Here is a 17915-nt window from a genome sequence, read left to right as displayed (position 1 = left end):
GTAAGGGGTCTCAGTGCGACGATCAGCCGGGCGAACGGATCAAGCCTGCCCCTGGCCGCGCACCGCGTCCAGGAGCGCCTGCCAGCCCGCGGCGGGCAGGCGGAACGCTCCGCCTTCCGGGTCTTTGGAATCGCGCACCGCGGCGCCGCCTGCGACGAAGGCGACCTCGACGCAGTCGTTGCCGCCGCCGCTGTAGCTGCTCTTGCGCCATTGGGCACCGGAAAGGTCGGCCATCATGGTCCCCACATCCTCACTGTCTCGGGTCGGTGTTCCTCGGTTCCTGAACCGCGGCGGCCTGTTCGGCGAACCGGCCGGCCGCGTCGGTGATCAGCGCCACCGAATCGTCCGGTTTCAGCGCTGCTGCGCGCAGGTGGTCGAACATCAGCGCGTAGCGCCGGACGTCGTCGGGCTGTTCGAGGTACAGGCCGCTGGAAGTGCTGTCGTCGACGTAGACCACGTCGGGATCGGCCTGCTCGGGGAAGCCCATGATGAGGAACGGTCCCTCCATGCCGGGGTGCGCCCCGGCTCCGAACGGCACCACCTGGACGGTCACGTTCGGCTTTTCCGCCATCGCGGTGATCCGGTACAGCTGCTCGGCCATCACCTCGGGGCTGTCGACCACGCGGTGCAGCACCGCCTCGTCGATCACCGCCCAGTACTCGACCGGCGGGTCGTCGGTCAGCAGCTGCTGGCGGGCCATCCGCGCGGCGACGCGGCGGCGGGTCTCGGACTCCTCGGCGTCCGGGCGCAGCGCGCGGATCACCGAGAACGCGTAGCGCTCGGTCTGCAGCAAGCCCGGAACCAGCAGCGCTTGGAACGCGCGCAGCGAGCTCGCGTCGGCTTCGAGGCCGACGAAGGTGCCGGTGAAGACTTCGTTGTAGGCGTGCCACCAGCCGCGTTTGCGCGCTTCGCGCGCCAGCTGGACGAGCGCCTCCTGCTCGTCGCCGGTGATGCCGTACAGCGCGAGCATGTCCCTCGCGTCGCGCGGGGTGACGCCGACGTGGCCGGTTTCGATGCGGCTCACTTTGGACGCCGAGCACTCCAGCTTTTCGCCGACCTCGTCGATGGTGAGATCGGCGGCTTCGCGCAGCCTCCGCAGCTCGCTCGCGAGGCGCCGGCGGCGAACGGTCGGTCCCTGGCCTCTCGCCACGGCAGCACCTCCGGTCCGTATTGTTGCCCGCACTGCATATCTAACCAGGTGATCGACTTGTCAGTGGAGTAATAACACCGGCGAATTCCCACTGTCGCGGCGGGAGCCCGCCGTCACCGGTTCCGACCTGGTTCCGACCTGCATTGTGCAGAGTGCGCTTGTACTCTGGCATCCTGCGGGCCGCGACGCGAATCCAGCCGCGCCGACGGCCCTGAGCAGCGTAGACGAAGACCGTCCTCGGCTATTCGCGGACACCGGCCGAATGCGGGACGACCACGGTGTCCGGGGCCGCCCCCCGACCGGTCCCGGGCACCTTCCTTTGCTTCGCGGTATTACTCAGACGAGTATTCCCGCGCAATTTCGCCACGAGAGTGTGACGGTTTCCGGCGATTTCCTCTGCAGACAGCCACTCTGAGTGGTCATCAGCGGGCCGGTGGTCCTTATCGGACCCGCAGCAGTCCTTCTTGGACCACGGTGGCGACATGCAGGCCGTCGCGGGTGAAGAACCGTCCGGTGGCCAGCCCGCGGGCACCCGAGGCGCTCGGCGAGGTGCTGTCGTAGAGGAACCATTCGTCGGCCCGGAACGGACGGTGGAACCAGAGCGCGTGGTCGAGGCTCGCGCCGAGCACCTTGTCGACGTCCCAGTACACGCCGTGCCGCGCGAGCACCGAGTCGAGCAGCGTCATGTCCGAGGCGTAGGTGAGCACGCAGACGTGCAGCAGCTGGTTGTCCGCCAGGGTGCCGTCGGCCCGCATCCAGACGCGGTGGTGCGTCGGGCGTTCGCCGGTGGTGCGGGTGACCCACGGCGGCTCGCCGACGTAGCGGATGTCGATCGGCCGCGGGATCTCGCTGAAGCGCAGGCCGTAGCCCGCGGTCAGCTCGGGGAAGGTCGGCAGCGACTCGGGATCGGGCACGTCGGCCGGCATCGTCTCGGCGTGGTCGATGCCCGGCTCGTCCTTCTGGAACGACGCGGACAGCGAGAAAATCGCCTTGCCGTGCTGGACGGCGACGACGCGCCGGGTGGTGAACGAGCGGCCGTCGCGGATGCGGTCCACTTCGTACACGATCGGGACGCTCGGGTCGCCGCCGCGGATGAAGTAGGCGTGCAGCGAATGGACCCGCCGCTCCTCCGGAACGGTCCGGCCCGCCGCGACGAGCGCCTGCCCGGCGACCTGCCCGCCGAACACCCGCACCGACGAGTGTGCGGGCGAAACGCCGCGATAGATGTTCTCTTCGATCTTCTCCAGGTCGAGCAGCGCGACGAGCTTGTCCAGCACGGGCTGCCCGCCGCCACCGGGGCTCGTGTCGAGTTCGGTGGCGGCTTCCCTGGCCATCTCAGTCATGCCGGAACACTATGCGGGAAGGTTCCGGCGTGTCCCTTATGCGTGGTCGTCTTCACCGAGCCGGTGGACGTGGATCAGGTTGGTCGACCCGACGGTCCCGGGCGGGGAGCCCGCGACGATCACCACGAGGTCGCCGCGCTGGTACTTGCCCATTTCGAGCATCGCGTGGTCGACCTGCTGGATCATCTGGTCGGTGGAGTCCACGCGCGGCACGATCTGCGTCGTGGTGCCCCAGGTCAGCGCCAGCTGGCTGCGGACGCTCTGCTCCGGCGTGAACGCCATCAGCGGCAGCCGCGTGTGCAGCCTCGCGAGGCGGCGCACGGTGTCTCCGGACTGGGTGAACGCGACCAGCGCCTTGGCGTTGAGCCGCTCGCCGATGTCGCGGGCGGCATAGGAGATCACGCCCCGCTTGGTGCGCGGCACGTGCGACAGCGGCGGCACGACCGGCGAATCCGTCTCGACGGCCTCGACGATCCGGCCCATGGTCTGGACCGTCTCGATCGGGTACCGGCCGACGCTCGTCTCGCCGGACAGCATCACCGCGTCCGCGCCGTCAAGGACCGCGTTCGCGACGTCGGACGCCTCGGCGCGGGTCGGGCGGGAGTTGCTGATCATCGACTCCAGCATCTGCGTGGCGACGATGACCGGCTTCGCGTTCTCGCGGCAGATCTGGATGGCGCGCTTCTGCACCAGCGGGACCTGCTCGAGCGGCAGTTCGACGCCCAGGTCGCCGCGGGCGACCATCACCGCGTCGAAGGCCAGCACGATGGCCTCGAGGTTGTAGACCGCCTCGGGCTTCTCGATCTTCGCGACGACCGGCAGCCGGCCCTTGCCGACGCGGTCCATCACCTGGTGCACGAGGTCGATGTCGGCGGGCGAGCGCACGAAGGACAGCGCGATGAAGTCGACGCCCAGCTGCAGCGCGAACTCCAGGTCCTCGATGTCCTTGTCGGACAGCGCGGGCACCGAGACGTCCATCCCGGGCAGCGACACGCCCTTGTTGTTGCTGACCGGGCCGCCCTCGGTCACCTCGCACACGACGTCGGGGCCCTCGACGTCCTTGACCACCAGGCCGACCTTGCCGTCGTCGACCAGCAGCCGGTCGCCCGGCTTGGCGTCCTTGGCGAGTCCCTTGTAGGTGGTCGAGACCCGGTCGTGGGTGCCCGCGACGTCCTCGACGGTGATCCGGACGACGTCGCCGGTGTGCCATTCCGCCGATCCGCTGGCGAACGTGCCCAGCCGGATCTTCGGTCCTTGCAGGTCGGCGAGAATCCCCACCGCCCGGCCACTTTCGGCGGCCGCGGACCGGACCAGGTCGTAGACCTGCTTGTGGTCGCTGTGGCTGCCGTGGCTGAAGTTCATCCTCGCGACGTCCATCCCGGCGTCGACGAGTGCCCGCATCTTCTCCGGGGTGGAGGTCGCGGGACCCAATGTACAAACGATCTTCGCGCGTCGGCTCACGTCCGGAGAGCCTAGTCGCTCGGGCCGCTCGCGTCTGTACCGATCCCGAAACTCCGGCCGGAGAACGCGGGAAGGATTCAGTTCCAGGCCCCGCCGAGCGCCGCGCGGCGCCGTCGCACGCGGGCACCCGGAATCACCCGGACGGGGGAGGTCGGGTTCAGCGCCGCGGTTTCTCGCTCGGACCCACGTGGTCGCGGGCCCATTCGTTGAATTTCCGCAGCTGGCGCCACGATTTCCGCACCCGGTCCAGCGCCTCGCGCTCGTGCAGGAAGTCGTCCGGCTCCCAGGCGCGGACGGCGTACACCGAGCGGTGCCGCAGCAGGTCGAGGCGCGGATGGTCCTCGTCGAACCCGCGTGGTTTGGACTTCAGCCGGTCACCGAGAATTTTCCAGCCCGCCTTGCGCAGGCTCGCCAGGATCTTCTCCAGCGCGGGCCCGTGCAGTTCGGTGTCGACCGCCGTGCGGTACCGGGCCAGCTGGTCCGAGGCGAGGTGGAAGCAGCCGCCGCCGACGCGCAGCCCGGCCGGCCCGACCTCGACGTAATACGCTCCTCCGCCGCGGCCGGACTCGATCACACCGCCGCAGTGCGTCTTGTACGGCGTCTTGTCCTTGGCGAACCGAACGTCGCGATAGGGCCGGAACACCTTCGCCTCGCCGAAGCCCGCGCCGAACTCCGGCTCCAACTCGGCCAGCAGCGCCTCCATCGGAGCCCGGACGTGCTCCTTGTAGATCGCCACGTGGTCGTCCCAGTAGGCCTTGGTGTTGTCCGCGAGCAGCCCGTCGTAGAACTCGACGGCGTGCTCCCCGAATCCGCTGAACTTCACCCGCAGCACGATACTGTGCCGATCGTTGCTAATCCGACCACAGTCACGGCCTAATGGCTTCGCAGCAACAGTTACGTGCCGAGCGGGGGTCGGCCTACTTTAGGTCGGATTAGCAACCGGGGCACCGACAGAATCGGCGCCCCGGCCGCATCGAGCGGGGTTACTTGGCGAGTGCCGTGATCAGCTCGCCGTTCGAGGTGTCGCCGGACAGCTCCCAGAAGAAGGCGCCGCCGAGGCCCTGCGACCTCGCGTAGGAGGTCTTGCCCGCGATGGTCGACGGGGTGTCGTAGCTCCACCAGTTAGAACCGCACTTGGCGTACGCGGTGCCCGCGACGGTTCCGGTCGCCGGGCAGCTCGTCTTGAGGATCTTGTAGTCCTCGATGCCCTGTTCGTACTTGCCGGGAGCCGGTCCGGTCGCGGTGCCGCCCGGCGCGCTCTGCGTGACGCCGGTCCAGCCGCGGCCGTAGAAACCGATGCCCAGCAACAGCTTCGAGGCCGGGACGCCCTTGCTCTTGAGCTTCTGGATGGCCGCGTCCGAGTAGAAGCCCTGCGTCGGCAGGCCGTTGTACGACGTCAGCGGCGAGTGCGGCGCGGTCGGGCCTTGCGCGGCCCAGGCGCCGAAGAAGTCGTACGTCATCACGTTGTACCAGTCGACGTATTGCGCGGCGCCCGCGTAATCGGTGACGTCGAGCTTGCCGCCGTTGCTGCCGTCCGCGGTGATCGCGGCGGTGACGAGCTTCGACGAGCCGAACTTCGCCCGTACGGCCGCGAGCAGCTTCTTCAACGCGTCGGGTCCGCTCGTGTCACAGGTGAGACCGCACGCGTTCGGGTACTCCCAGTCGAGGTCGATGCCGTCGAAGAGCCCGGCCCAGCGCTTGTCGTTGACGAGGTTGTAGCAGGAATTCGCGAAGGCTTCCGGGTTCTTCGCGGCCTGGCCGAAGCCGCCGGACCAGGTCCAGCCGCCGAACGACCAGATGATCTTCAGCCCGGGATGCTTGGCCTTCAGCTTCTTGAGCTGGTTGAAACTGCCCGCGAGCGGCTGGTCCCAGGTGTCGGCGACGCCGTCGACACTGCCCGCCGCGTCGTAGGTCTTCTGGTAGTCGGCCCACGCGTCGCCGATCGCGCAGCCGCCGCCGGTGACGTTGCCGAAGGCGAAGTTGATGTGCGTGAGCTTGTTCGCCGACCCGGACGTCTCGATGTTCTTCACGTGGTAGTTGCGGTCGTAGATGCCCCAGTCGGTGAAGTAGCCGACCACCTTGCCGGACGCGGCCTCGGTTCTGGCGGGCGCGGCCGTCGAAGCGGCGGGGACGAGCGCGGCCGCGGCGGCGAACGCCGCGGTCGCCAGGCCGGCCAGTGCCAGCAGGCGTTTTCTGCGCAAGCGAAGCATCGTTGCTCCCTTCAGGAGTCACCGTCGGTGACGAGCCGATGACGGCGGGGACGAATGCACCGTAAGTGGACTAGACCACCAGGTCAATGGTTTAGACCATAAAACGGACATTCGGCGGTACGCGCATTCCTTGACAGGCATATGCGCCGCGAGGCAGATTTCCGGGGTGATGCAGACCTTCGACGTGCTGGCCGAACCCCGCCGCCGCGCACTGCTCGACCTGCTGCTCGAGGGCGAGCGGTCGGTCGGCGAACTGGTGGCCGAACTGCGGCTCAGCCAGCCCGCCGTGTCCAAGCACCTGCGCGTCCTGCGCGAGGCCGGGCTGGTGACCGTGCGGGTGTCCGCGCAGCGCCGCTGTTACCGGCTGCGCGCCGAGCCGCTGGCCGAAGTGGACGCGTGGCTCGCGCCCTACCGGCAGTTCTGGGCGGACCGGCTCGACGCGCTCGAACAGCGGCTGGACGAAACCGAATGAGGAGCACGCCGTGATCCGAGTGGACGGCCGGACCCTGCGGTGCGCCGACGTGGTCACGGCGGCACACACCGACGGCCCGCTGGCGATCGACGTGTCCATCGCCGCGCTGCGCGCCGCCGAGCACTCGTGGAAGCTGGCCGAGGACCTGAGCACCCGGCGAGTGGTCTACGGCCGCACCACCGGCGTCGGCGCGAACAAGGACGACGCGGTGGACGAACCCGCCGAACACGGCCTTCGCTTGCTGCGCAGCCATGCGGGCGGGAGCGGCGACCTCCTGCCGGACGGCCAGATCCGCGCGATGCTGCTGATCCGGCTCAACCAGCTGCTGACCGGCCGGTCCGGAATCAGCCCGGAACTGATCGGCGCGCTCGCCGAAGCCGTGCGCACCGGAGCGCTGCCCGTAGTACACCGGCTGGGCGCGATCGGCACCGGCGACCTCGCTCCCCTCGCGGAAACCGCGCTCGCGTTGGCCGGGGAACGCGCGTGGTCGATCGGCTCGGTGCCACCGGTTCCGGTGCACGCGGGCGACGCGTTGGCGTTCATGAGCAGCAACGCCGCGACGCTCGCCGAAGCGACCCTCGCGGCGATGAGCCTGGACACGCTCACCCGCGCGAGCCACGCCGTCGCCGCGCTCACATACGTGGCCCTCGACGGCAACCCCGAGGCGTACGCGACGCCTGTGCACGAAGCACGTCCGCACGCCGGACAGGTGGCGTGCGCGGCTGAGATGCGTCGGCTGTTGGGCATGCACAGCACGCCAAGGCCGGGACGTCGGCTTCAGGATCCCTTCGGGCTGCGCGCTTTTCCTCAGGTGCAAGGTCCCGCCTTGGACGCGATCCACTATCTGCGCGACGTGCTCGCCGTGGAGATCAATGCCAGCACCGAAAACCCGATGATCTCCACGGTGCACGGCGATGCGTACCACCACGCGCACTTCCACACCGCGTACGTCTCGACCGCGCTCGACCAAGCCCGCGCGACGGTGCATCAGGTCGCGGAGCTATCCGTGGCCCGGCTGGGGGACTTGGTGGAACCGGAATTCACCGGCTTGCGGCCGTTCCTCGCGGTCGGGCCGCCGGGGAGTTCCGGGGTGATGATCTTGGAGTACGTGGCACACGACGCGCTGACCGAACTGCGGCAGGCGGCATTGCCCGCGACGCTCGGGACCGCGGTGGTGTCGCGCGGGATCGAAGACCACGCGAGTTTCTCGACCCAGGCCGCACGGGCGGCTACCGCGGCCGCGGCCGCTTATCGGCAGGTACTCGCTTGCGAACTGGTGGCGGCGGTGCGGGCGTTGCGGATCCGGAAGGCGGAACTGGTGGATCTGCCGGTGCGGGCGGCGTTCGCGGCTGCGGTGGAGGTGTTGGATGAGCGGCTGGAGGACCGGCCGTTGACTGAGGACATCGCCAAGGCCGCTGGGGTGCTGGACGAATTGGCGCGGATCTAGGAACTCGGCCACGCTCCGCGCTTCGCGACGGCCAGCACCAGGGCGGCGATGTTCCACGAATCGTCGTCGCCACGATGGTGGCGACCCTCCAGCGGGAGGTCAGCGACGGCGAGTGCCTGTGCCATTCCAGGGCGACGACGCAGTTCGTAAGCCGCCGTGAAAGCGACCTTCGCGTTGGTATGCCGGCTGGTGAACGGGTACTCGGTTCCGGTGTGGCGGCATTGCCGGGCGAATTGGTTGCGGTCGTAGTCGCCCCAGCTGGCCCACGGCAACTCCGCGGTGCGGTGCCGCACCGCCAGCGTCCGGCAGGCGTCCCGGAACGACAGGCCGCCGGTCACCTCGGTCTGGGTCAGTCCGGTCAGCTCCGTGCAGAACGGGCTCACCTCGGACCGGGCCGGGCGAACCAGGATCCGGTGTTTCGCCACGCGCTCGCCCGCGCTCAGATCGACGACAGTGAGACCGATTTCGATGATTTCGCTGACCTGACCGGGCGGCGGCTGCTTCTCCCAGCAGGTCGCTTCGACATCGACCACGTTCAGGAGATCCGGGAAGCCGTCCATGTCCGAAAGTGTAAGAACCGAATGCTTCTGGAGCACCCCGTTTTCTCCGCGACTGAGCGTCCGGTGTGGACAGTCCGGTCAGTCCTCCGCCAAAGCGTCCCGCCGCAAAGCCGTGAACAGTTCCTCCGCTCGCTCCCGATCCCGTGCCGCGGCAACACTGTCGCCGCGGCATTCCGACAGACCAGCGTGCGCGGCGTGCACCCGGGCGAGCAAATACGGCGAAGCCATCCGTTCAGCCAACGCGTGCGCTTCCCCGAGGCTTTCCTCCGCCGAGGCAAGAGATCCGCGGCGCAGCGCGGCAAGGCCCTGCACCCGAAACGCATCTGTGCGGGCGAGGATATGGTCAATATGCTCAGTGCAGGCAACAGCTTCCGCAGCAGTCTCCCCGGCGGCAACCGGGTCCCCGGCCGCCAGTTGTGCTTCGGCGAGGAACGGCAGTGCGTCGGTCATCTGCCAGCTCCGCTCCCCTTGCAGCGCAAGCAACGGCAGCAACCGGCGCACCCCTTGCTCAGGTCGGCCCGCGCGTACGTCGTTCTCCGCCAGCTGAGCGGACGCGTTGCAGACGATATCGGCATTGTCGCTTTCTCGGCCCAGTCGAATCACTTGAGTCAGGTCGTCGGCTGCCGCGGCGAAGCGGCCACAGGCTGACCACAGGCCGCCTCGGCCGATCAGGGCCATCGCGCCGCACATCGGCGACCTGCCGTGCCCGGCCAGTTCCAGCGCCTGGCCGAATCGCCGCCGCGCGTCTCCCCAGCGGCCGACATAGATCGCGCTGGCTCCGACGTTGCAGACCGCCCGGCTGAGCAGTTCCCGGTCGCCGAGTTCCTCGGCCAGCCGGAGGATCCGCTCGAACTGCCGGTCCGCTCGGGCCAGTTCGCCGCGGTAGTGGTGCAGCACGGCGACCCCGGTCAGTGCGCGGACGACGATCTCCCGGTCGCCGCACAGTTCCGCGGTGGCCGCGGCGGTGTGCAGGTCGGCCAGTGCTTCCTCGTTGCGGCCGAGCAGGCGCAGCGCGAGTCCGCGGCGCAGATGCCCGCCCGCCAGTCCGTGCTCGTCCCCTGCCGACTCTGCCGCGACGATCGCGGCGGTGGAAACCTCGACGGATTCTCGGTAGCGGGTGCTCTGGTAGAGGTTCGCGGCACGTGCCAGCCGCAGCCGTACGGCCGATCCGCCGGGGCGGTCCTCGGTCAGCGTCGGCGCGATCCGGGCCAAGCCTTCGCGCGGGGTGCCGCGCTGGTAGTGCAGGTAGCCGATCCTGGCGATCACGAGGCGCTGCCGTTCCTCGTCGCCTTCCTTGCGGTACACCAAAAGCGCGCGTTCGGCGGCGGCGAGCGCGGCGTCGTACCGGCCGGCCGCGGCGAGCGCGTCCGCCCAGGCTTCAGCGGCTTCGGCGACGGCAGCCTGGGAACCGGCACGGTCCAGCAGGTCGACCAGCGCGCCCAAGTGCTGAGCTGCCGTGTCGTGCGCGGCTTGTCTGCCGGCTTTTTCCGCGGCGTGCCGCAAAGTCTGCGCGGCGCGTTCAGTATCCTGTGCGTGCGTGTAGTGGTAGGCCGCCGCCGCGCCTCCCAGAGCTTCGGCGAGTCTGCGGTGCAGCACATGCCGACGGCTCGGCGGCAGGTCTCCGTTCACTACTTCGGCGACCAGTTCGTGCGTGAGCCGGACGCCCTCGGCGTTCTCGTCCAGCAACCGCGCGGTGTGCGCGGGAGCCAGCACTTCGGACAATTCGGCCGGGTCCAGCCCGGCAGCCGCGGCCAGGACGTCGGGATCCATCCGCTGCTGCCCCACCGCCAGCAGGGTCAGCACTTCGGCCGTGCGTTCGGGCAGCGAACCGACCTGCCGCCGCACCGCGTGCGCGAGTCCCCAGGGCAGTTCCGCGGGCGGTTTGCCGGATCTGCCCAATACGTGCCCCAGTTGGACCAGGAACAACGGGAGTCCGCCGGCGAGCCGGAGCACCCGGTCGCGGGCGGACTGCCCGACCTCGGTTCCGGCGCTGTGGTGCAACAGCATCGTCGCGTCGTCGTCCGCCAGCGGGGCCAGCGAATGCTGTGTCACCAAGCCTTTCCGGTACAGGTCGAGCAGCGTGTCGGCCAACGGTTCGGCCGCGCCGATCTCGGTGTCGCGGTAGGCGGCGAGGAAGCGGACGCGGTCCGGCTGGACGTCCTGGACGAGCGACGCCAGCAGCGCGAGCCCGTCCGGACCGGCCCACTGCAGGTCGTCCAGGATCACGAGCACGCCGTGCCGCCGCGCCAGCGTGTCGAGAAACCGCGCTGCTTCGGCGAACATCAGCCAGCGGGCTGGAGCCGGTTCGGCGGTGCGTTGTTCGGGAAGCAGGAACGCCAGGCCGGATCCGGCGGAGTGCTCGGAAGAGTGCCGTGCGAACGCTTCGGAGAGCGGCGCGTACGGCTCTCCGCCAAACCGCGAGCACGCCGTCGAAAGCACCACCGTTCCGCGGGATTCGGCCAGCGTCGCGGCTTCGGCGAGCAGGCGGGTCTTGCCGATTCCGGTTTGTCCCGCGAAGACCAGAAACGGCCTTCCTGTGCCGGAGATGTGTTTGTCCAGCAGGGCGTGTTCCTCGGTGCGGCCGATGAGGTCCGGCGCCGGACGAGGGGGCGGAACGGGGTGGTCCGGCGGACGTTGCCTGCCGCGCCGGGCGGCTGCGAGCAGTTCGGCCCGGCTGTCCTCGGGCAGCGCGAGACCGTCGGCGAGCAACTGCACGGTGACTCGCCGCGGATGTCGTTGCCCGCGTTCGAGATTCCCCACGCCGCGCGTGCTCAGCCCGCAGCGCTGCGCCAGTTGTTCCTGCGTCAGCCCGGCTGCCCGGCGCAACCGGACCAGCGTCCGGTCGAACGTTTCCGTCGCGCCGTCCGGCATGTCCCGCACCTCCCGCCAGTCCATCGTCGCTCGCCCCGGGGCGCGGGACATCCTCCGAAGGTCGGGTTCCTCCTCCCGGCACAACAGCCGGTTGTGCCGGTTGTTCCTGGTTCGGGCCGCCTCGGTGAAATCCAATGGCGGCACCGCTTTTCGCCCGTCTTCCGGGCAGCGGCGTACGAGGAAGGACGCGATGATGCGTGCAGGAATGACCTTGAGACGGCTGGCCGCCGCCGGCGCCGCGCTCGCTCTCGGAGCGGGGATGGCGGCGCTCAGCACCCCGATCGCCGACGCCAGCCCTCAGCTGAGCCCCGCGTCGTGCGCCAACGCACCCGCGGGCTACGCGAAATGCCAGGCCGTGCAACTGGTTTCGGCAGGTGCGCGACCGGCGAGCGCGATGAGCCCGGCCGACCTGCAGAAGGCCTACGGCGTCGCCGGGATGAAGAGCGGGGGCACCACCGTCGCGATCGTCGACGCCTTCGACGACCCGGGCATCGAGAAGGACCTGAACGACTACCGGTCGCACTGGAACCTCGGCTCCTGCACCAAGGCGAACGGCTGCCTGACCGTGGTCGGCCAGGACGGCACGAGCACGCTTCCGTCCAAGACCGACTCGGGCTGGGCGACCGAGATGGCCATCGACGTCGACGCGGTCAGCGCGCTCTGCCCGGACTGCAAGATCCTGCTGGTGGAGGGCAACAGCAACGAGGACAGCGACCTCGCGGCAGCGGTCGACAGCGCGGTCCGGCTCGGTGCGAAGATCGTGTCCAACAGCTACGCCGACCACGAAAGCGCGATCCCGTCGGACGCCGAGCAGCACTACAACCACCCCGGCGTCGCGATCCTCGGCGCCACCGGCGACTGGGGCAGCGAAAGCGGTTCCCAGGCCGAATACCCGGCCACTTCGCCCGAGGTGGTCGCGGTCGGCGGCACCACGCTGACCGCGTCCGGCAGCGGCTACTCCGAAACCGCCTGGAGCAAGGCGGGCAGCGGCTGTTCGAGCAAGTTCAGCAAGCCCGCGTTCCAGAACGGGATCAGCACCGCGTGCGACAATCGGGCCACTTCGGACATTTCAGCCGACGCGGATCCCAACAGCGGCATCACGATCTACGTCAACGGCCAGCAGTCGCAGTACGGCGGCACCAGCCTCGCCACCCCGATCGTCGCCGGCATCTGGGCACTCGCGGGCACGCCGAAGGACGGCGACAACGCGGCGACCTATCCGTACGCGCACACCGGCGACTTCAACGACGTCACCTCGGGCAGCAACGGCAGCTGCGGCACTGTCATTTGCAACGCGGGCACCGGCTGGGACGGCCCGACCGGCCTGGGCACCCCGCACGGCGTCACCGGCCTCACCCCCGGCGGCGGCACCAACGGCAAGCTGAGCGTCAGCAACCCGGGCAACCAGAACAGCGTGGTGGGCAAGGCGGTTTCGCTGAAGGTCACGGCCTCCGGCGGCACCTCGCCTTACACCTACTCGGCGGACGGCCTCCCGGCCGGGCTGGCCATCGACGGCAAGACCGGCTCGATCACCGGCACGCCGAGCACCGCGGGCACCAGCAACGTCACCGTGACGGCGACCGACTCCGCCGGGGCGACCGCGCAGGCTCCGTTCGCCTGGACCGTCACGACGGCTCCAGTGGGCAAGCTGACCGCGAAGTTCACCACGGACTACGACTACGGTTTCGGCGCCTTCGCGCACTTCACGATCACCAACGGCGGTTCGTCGGCGGCGAACGGCTGGACGCTGTCGTTCGACCTGGCTTCGAACGAGTCGCTGTCGACGACGAACCCGGGCACCGCTTCGGCGTCCACCGGGCACGTCGTGATCACCGGCCAGGACAGCATCCCGGCGGGCGGCAGCCTCACCGTTTCGCAGATCTACCAGGTCTCGGGCGGCACGTTCACCGCTCCGGCCAACGTTTCCGTTTCCTGACCCGGCAGCCGCCGTGCCGTCGCTTCGGGCGCGGCACGGCGGTTTCGGTCAGTCCAGGCAGAACTCGTTGCCCTCGACGTCCTGCATCGGAATGCAGGACTCGTTCACCTCGTCCGCGACCAGCACCTGCACGATGGACGCGCCCAGCGCGACCAGCCGGTCGGCCTCGGCCTTCAGGACCGCCAGCCGCTCCTCGCCGGCCAGACCGGCGCCCACGCGCACGTCGAGGTGCACCCGGTTCTTCACCACGCGGCCTTCGGGCACGCGCTGGAAGTACAGCCGAGGGCCGACGCCGTCCGGATCGACGCAGGCGAACGCCGCGCCCTGATGCTCGGCAGGCAGCGAACGGTCGAACTCCGCCCAATCGGCGAACCCTTCCGGCGGCGGCGGCACGACATACCCCAGCACCTCGCACCAGAAACGGGCGACGCGCTCGGGTTCCGCGCAATCGAAAGTGACCTGGACCTGCCTGACCGACCCCATGCGCTCACCTTACCGGCGGGCGGCGGCGAGCGCTGGGTCTTTTCCGGCGGCGAGGTCGTCCGTAGCGAAGACCGGGACCTGGAGGTCCGGGCTGATGCCGGTGCCGTCGTAGGTGCGGCCGCGCGGGTCGAGATACTCCTCGTTCGGCAACGCCACCTTCCAGCCCGGCTTCGGCAGCGTCCGCTCTAGCATGTCCGAGAAAGCGCCCTGAGTGGACTGTCCGATCAGGACTGGTCGCGGCTGCCGGTTCAGCAGCGCTTGCAGGAACGTCTCCCCCGCTGAGACGTCCAGGCTGCCGGTCAGGACCGTCAGCGGGCCGGTGTAGCGCGGCGCTGCGGCGGGCTGCACGAAGAACGGTCGCGGCACGGTGAACCGCGTCGGGTCCTCCGGATCGTTGCGGGCGCGTTTGGCGTAGGCGAAATGCGGGACGCCGGTCAGCCGGGCGGCGACTTGCAGTCCGAGCGGGTCGTCCCCGCCGCCGTTGACACGCAGGTCGAGGATCAGGCCGCGCAGCGTGCGCACCCGGTCGGCGGTGAAGATCTCGTCCAGTGCTTTCGCCAGGACCTCGCTGCTGGCGGCGAAAGTGTCGGCGTAGTCGTGGAATCCGCTGATCCGCAGGTATCCACGGCCCTCCGGCAGGTCTGCGTAGGCGATGGCTCCGCCGGCCCAGCGCTGAATCGGCGCGCCGAGATTCGCGTCGGCCACGGCGATCGCGCGCGGGACGGTCGTCTTCAAATCCGGCGTGCCTGGCCTCGGGAACGAGCAGTGCTGTCCCGCCGCGAGCAAGCCGACATGAGCGTCGTGCAGCGGACGGATCAGTCCGCAAAGGACGTCGAAGAGCCGTTCCGGATGCGCGGCGATCTCGCGGCGGGCAGCGTCCCCTTGGGACTTCCAGTCGACGCCTTTCGCCCGGAAGAAGGGATAGTTCTCGGCAAAGGTGTGCCAGAAGACGTCGAACAAGTCCGCGGACGAAGCCCGGCACTCCGGCGGCAGCCCGCCGGGGACACGACGCAACCGCCGCACGCCGAGGTTGTCGTCGAAACTCATCCGGCCCGCCCGGATGGTGACGACCGAGCCTTCGTTCGTGGAAAACGTTGTGCCGTCGCCAGTTCCGGAAAGCGTGCCGGGCAGGCAGCTCACCTCGGTCTCGTCGTAAGTCGTCAGCTTGCCGCCGGACACGTGGACCAGCTGCCCGTACCCGTCTGTCCGCCACACACCGTCCACTGTGGAAGGAGGGGCCGCGGTCACCGAGAGAATCGCCAAGCCCGCCAGGAAGATTCGCACGAGCCGAGGGTAGAAAAAAGCCGGGGGCGCACGGAATACCGCACGCCCCCGGCACGGTGGTGGGGTTGCCCCTACCACGGGAGAACCTCAGCCGAAGAAGACTTCGGCTTCCTGGTACCGCTCCAGCGGAACGGTCTTCAGCTCGGCCGTCGCCTCGGACAGCTTCACGCGCACGATGTCGGTGCCCTTGAGCGCCACCATCACACCGAAGTCGCCGTCGGCGACCGCGTCCACCGCGTGCAGGCCGAAACGCGTCGCGAGGACCCGGTCGTAGGCGGTCGGGGTGCCGCCGCGCTGGACGTGGCCCAGCACGACCGCGCGCGATTCCTTGCCGGTGCGCTCGGAGATCTCGTCGGCCAGCCAGTTGCCGATGCCGCCGAGCCGGACGTGCCCGAAAGCGTCCTTCTCGCCGGTCAGCAGCTTCTCCTCGCCGCCCTCGGGCAGCGCGCCCTCGGCCACGACGATGATCGGCGCGTACTCCTTTTCGAAGCGGCGCTCGACCCACTGCACGACCTGGTCGACGGAGAACTGGCGCTCCGGGACCAGGATCACGCTCGCGCCGCCGGCGAGGCCGGAGTGCAGCGCGATCCAGCCCGCGTGCCGCCCCATGACCTCGATGACGAGGGCCCGGTGGTGCGATTCGGCCGTGGTGTGCAGCCGGTCGATCGCCTCGGTGGCGATGGAGACCGCGGTGTCGAAGCCGAACGTGTAGTCGGTGGCCCCGAGGTCGTTGTCGATCGTCTTGGGCACGCCGACGACGCCGATGCCGTCGTCGGTCAGCCGCTTGGCGACGCCGAGGGTGTCCTCGCCGCCGATCGCGATCAGCGCGTCGACCCCCTGGTCGGCGAGCACCTTGCGGATCTGGTCGACGCCGCCGTCGACCTTGTACGGGTTCGTCCGCGACGACCGCAGGATGGTGCCCCCGCGGGTGAGGATGTCCTCGACGTCGGCGAGGCCGAGCGGCCGGCTGTCGCCGGTCAGCGGGCCCTGCCAGCCGTTGCGGAAGCCGACGAACTCCCAGCCGTGCACCTCGACGCCCTTGCGGACCACCGCGCGGATCACCGCGTTCAGGCCGGGGCAGTCGCCGCCCCCCGTCAGCACACCGACACGCATCTGTTGCCTCCGTCTTTCCTCGCAGGGAGAGTGCAGTCACAGTCCGCGGACAGCGTAGCGGTTTTCATCTGGATCGGTGCAGGGCGGACCACCTGCCCAATCCGGTCCGGGCCGGGGCCGCTGGACGGTGTGTTACCTTGGGGCTGTGCAGCGCTATTTCTGGTTTACGAAGCCGGCCCCGGGTGGGCACGGCGGCGTGAACCTGCGCTGACCTCCACCCCGAGCCGGATCTCGAACCGGCTCGGCGAATCCCCCGCGGGTCGGTGTCCACCAGGAAGGAACCACCCGCACATGAGCACCCCCCTCGTCGCCGCCCCCGCCGACGCGAGCACGCTGGACAACCGCCGCACCACGTCGGTCAGTCCCCTCATCTCGCCCGCGCTGCTGCGCGAAGACCATCCCGTGGACGCCGCGGTCGCCAAAGTCGTGCAAAACGGCCGCACGGAAACCGTCGACATCCTCGACGGCCGCGACGACCGTCTGGCCGTGATCGTCGGCCCGTGCTCGGTCCACGACCCCGAAGCCGCCCTCGACTACGCCCGCCGCCTGGCCGCCAAGGCCGAGGCCCTGCGCGAAGACCTGCACATCGTGATGCGGGTGTACTTCGAAAAGCCGCGCACGACGCTGGGCTGGAAGGGCCTGATCAACGATCCCGACCTGGACGGCACGTTCGCCGTCAACAAGGGCCTGCGCCTGGCCCGGAAACTCCTGCTGGACGTCTCCGGACTGGGCCTCCCGGTCGGCTGCGAATTCCTCGACCCGATCACCCCGCAGTTCATCGCCGACATCGTCACCTGGGGCTCGATCGGCGCCCGCACCGCCGCCAGCCAGGTCCACCGCCAGCTGTGCAGCGCCCTGTCCATGCCGGTCGGCATCAAGAACTCGACCGAAGGCGACATCCAGGTAGCCGTGGACGCGACCCGCGCCGCCGCCGCCTCGCACGTCTTCCCCGGCATCAACGTGGACGGCCTCGCCGCCCTGGTGACGACCTCCGGAAACCCGGACTGCCACGTAATCCTCCGCGGCAGCTCCGCGGGCCCGAACTACGACCCGGCGTCCGTCGAGGAAACCCTCGCCCGCCTGGCGAAGTCCGGCCTCCCGGAGCGATTGGTGATCGACGCGAGCCACGGCAACAGCAACAAGGACCACGTCCGCCAGTCCGAGGTCGTCCGCGACCTGGCCGGCCGGATCTCCGCCGGAGAACGCGGAATCGCGGGCCTGATGCTGGAAAGCAACCTGGTCGCCGGACGCCAAGACCTGGTCCTGGGACAGTCGGAGAAGCTGACCTACGGCCAGTCCATCACCGACGCCTGCATGGACTGGGACACGACCGAAGACCTGCTGGACACCCTGGCGACCGCCGTCCGCGCCCGCCGCACCCGCTGACCCGCCCAGCCTGTCTCGAAGCGAGGGAACCCGCGAGGGTTCCCTCGCGCCCTAAAACCGCACCCGGTGCACCCAACGATCGAGGCACCCAGCCCCTCCCCCGCACCCCGATACGAAGCGTCCCTGCGGTCTGGGGGTGCTTGTCAAGGCATCTTTCCCGCCTTGACAAGCACCCCCAGACCGTCAGCACAATCACCCT

Annotated in this window: 15 protein-coding genes; 4 read left to right on the top strand and 11 right to left on the bottom strand. The window is 69.5% G+C overall.

The features are described 5' to 3' along the window. Window positions 1-39 precede the first annotated feature (39 nt). From L3Q65_RS02475 to L3Q65_RS02450, 6 genes are all read right to left on the bottom strand, one after another. Entirely contained in the window at window positions 40-237 is a 198-nt protein-coding gene (locus tag L3Q65_RS02475) for a DUF397 domain-containing protein (RefSeq protein ID WP_037809881.1), read from the bottom strand. 13 nt (window positions 238-250) lie between these two features. Further along, a complete protein-coding gene (locus L3Q65_RS02470; RefSeq protein WP_182890751.1) occupies window positions 251-1150 on the bottom strand; it encodes a helix-turn-helix transcriptional regulator in 900 nt (299 codons plus the stop codon). Window positions 1151-1590: 440 nt separating this feature from the next. Continuing rightward, window positions 1591-2493 carry an acyl-CoA thioesterase II gene (locus L3Q65_RS02465; protein ID WP_134731237.1) on the bottom strand — a complete coding sequence of 301 codons (903 nt, stop codon included), beginning with the start codon at window positions 2491-2493 and terminating at the stop codon, window positions 1591-1593. 36 nt (window positions 2494-2529) lie between these two features. Next, the gene (gene pyk, locus L3Q65_RS02460; protein ID WP_182890752.1) at window positions 2530-3954 is read right to left on the bottom strand and encodes a pyruvate kinase; all 1425 of its coding nucleotides are present in this window, start codon (window positions 3952-3954) and stop codon (window positions 2530-2532) included. Between the two features lie 157 nt (window positions 3955-4111). Continuing rightward, entirely contained in the window at window positions 4112-4777 is a 666-nt protein-coding gene (locus tag L3Q65_RS02455; RefSeq protein WP_237598696.1) for a DUF2461 domain-containing protein, read from the bottom strand. A gap of 160 nt (window positions 4778-4937) precedes the next feature. Then, complete coding sequence (locus L3Q65_RS02450; protein ID WP_237598695.1) at window positions 4938-6164, bottom strand: glycoside hydrolase family 18 protein; 1227 nt, start codon at window positions 6162-6164, stop codon at window positions 4938-4940. A gap of 169 nt (window positions 6165-6333) precedes the next feature. Between L3Q65_RS02450 and L3Q65_RS02445 the strand changes: the two genes are divergently transcribed. Together L3Q65_RS02445 and L3Q65_RS02440 are read left to right on the top strand one after the other, a co-directional pair. Continuing rightward, the gene (locus L3Q65_RS02445) at window positions 6334-6636 is read left to right on the top strand and encodes a helix-turn-helix transcriptional regulator (RefSeq protein WP_182890918.1); all 303 of its coding nucleotides are present in this window, start codon (window positions 6334-6336) and stop codon (window positions 6634-6636) included. A gap of 10 nt (window positions 6637-6646) precedes the next feature. Next, complete coding sequence (locus L3Q65_RS02440; RefSeq protein WP_182890755.1) at window positions 6647-8083, top strand: aromatic amino acid ammonia-lyase; 1437 nt, start codon at window positions 6647-6649, stop codon at window positions 8081-8083. Here L3Q65_RS02440 and L3Q65_RS02435 read toward each other — a convergent pair. Together L3Q65_RS02435 and L3Q65_RS02430 are read right to left on the bottom strand one after the other, a co-directional pair. Then, entirely contained in the window at window positions 8080-8643 is a 564-nt protein-coding gene (locus L3Q65_RS02435) for a 3'-5' exonuclease (protein ID WP_182890756.1), read from the bottom strand. The genes L3Q65_RS02440 and L3Q65_RS02435 overlap by 4 nt on opposite strands. A 78-nt stretch (window positions 8644-8721) precedes the next feature. Beyond that, on the bottom strand, window positions 8722-11538 hold the full coding sequence (locus tag L3Q65_RS02430; protein WP_237598694.1) for an AAA family ATPase: 2817 nt from the start codon (window positions 11536-11538) through the stop codon (window positions 8722-8724). A 166-nt stretch (window positions 11539-11704) separates the two neighbouring features. Here L3Q65_RS02430 and L3Q65_RS02425 point away from each other — a divergent pair, with 166 nt between their 5' ends. Then, window positions 11705-13450 (top strand): putative Ig domain-containing protein, encoded by a 1746-nt coding sequence (locus L3Q65_RS02425; RefSeq protein WP_237598693.1) that lies wholly within the window; start codon window positions 11705-11707, stop codon window positions 13448-13450. Between the two features lie 48 nt (window positions 13451-13498). On the opposite strand, the gene L3Q65_RS02420 is transcribed toward L3Q65_RS02425, so the two are convergent. The 3 genes from L3Q65_RS02420 to L3Q65_RS02410 all read right to left on the bottom strand — a co-directional run bounded on the left by L3Q65_RS02420 (window position 13499) and on the right by L3Q65_RS02410 (window position 16330). Further along, window positions 13499-13933: a VOC family protein gene (locus L3Q65_RS02420; protein WP_182890759.1), complete on the bottom strand. Its 435-nt coding sequence runs from the start codon at window positions 13931-13933 to the stop codon at window positions 13499-13501. A gap of 9 nt (window positions 13934-13942) precedes the next feature. After that, entirely contained in the window at window positions 13943-15217 is a 1275-nt protein-coding gene (locus tag L3Q65_RS02415) for a S41 family peptidase (RefSeq protein WP_237598692.1), read from the bottom strand. A gap of 87 nt (window positions 15218-15304) precedes the next feature. After that, the gene (locus L3Q65_RS02410) at window positions 15305-16330 is read right to left on the bottom strand and encodes a 6-phosphofructokinase (RefSeq protein WP_182890760.1); all 1026 of its coding nucleotides are present in this window, start codon (window positions 16328-16330) and stop codon (window positions 15305-15307) included. Window positions 16331-16621: 291 nt separating this feature from the next. Here L3Q65_RS02410 and L3Q65_RS02405 point away from each other — a divergent pair, with 291 nt between their 5' ends. Further along, window positions 16622-17716, top strand: a complete 1095-nt coding sequence (locus L3Q65_RS02405) for a 3-deoxy-7-phosphoheptulonate synthase (RefSeq protein ID WP_182890761.1) — start codon at window positions 16622-16624, stop codon at window positions 17714-17716. The last annotated feature ends 199 nt before the right edge of the window (window positions 17717-17915 follow it).

It is taken from the genome of Amycolatopsis sp. FU40, from assembly GCF_021903635.1.
Classification (GTDB): Bacteria; Actinomycetota; Actinomycetes; order Mycobacteriales; family Pseudonocardiaceae; genus Amycolatopsis; species Amycolatopsis dendrobii.
Note: the sequence above shows the minus strand (reverse complement) of the source record. Positions and strands in the feature narration are given on the sequence as shown.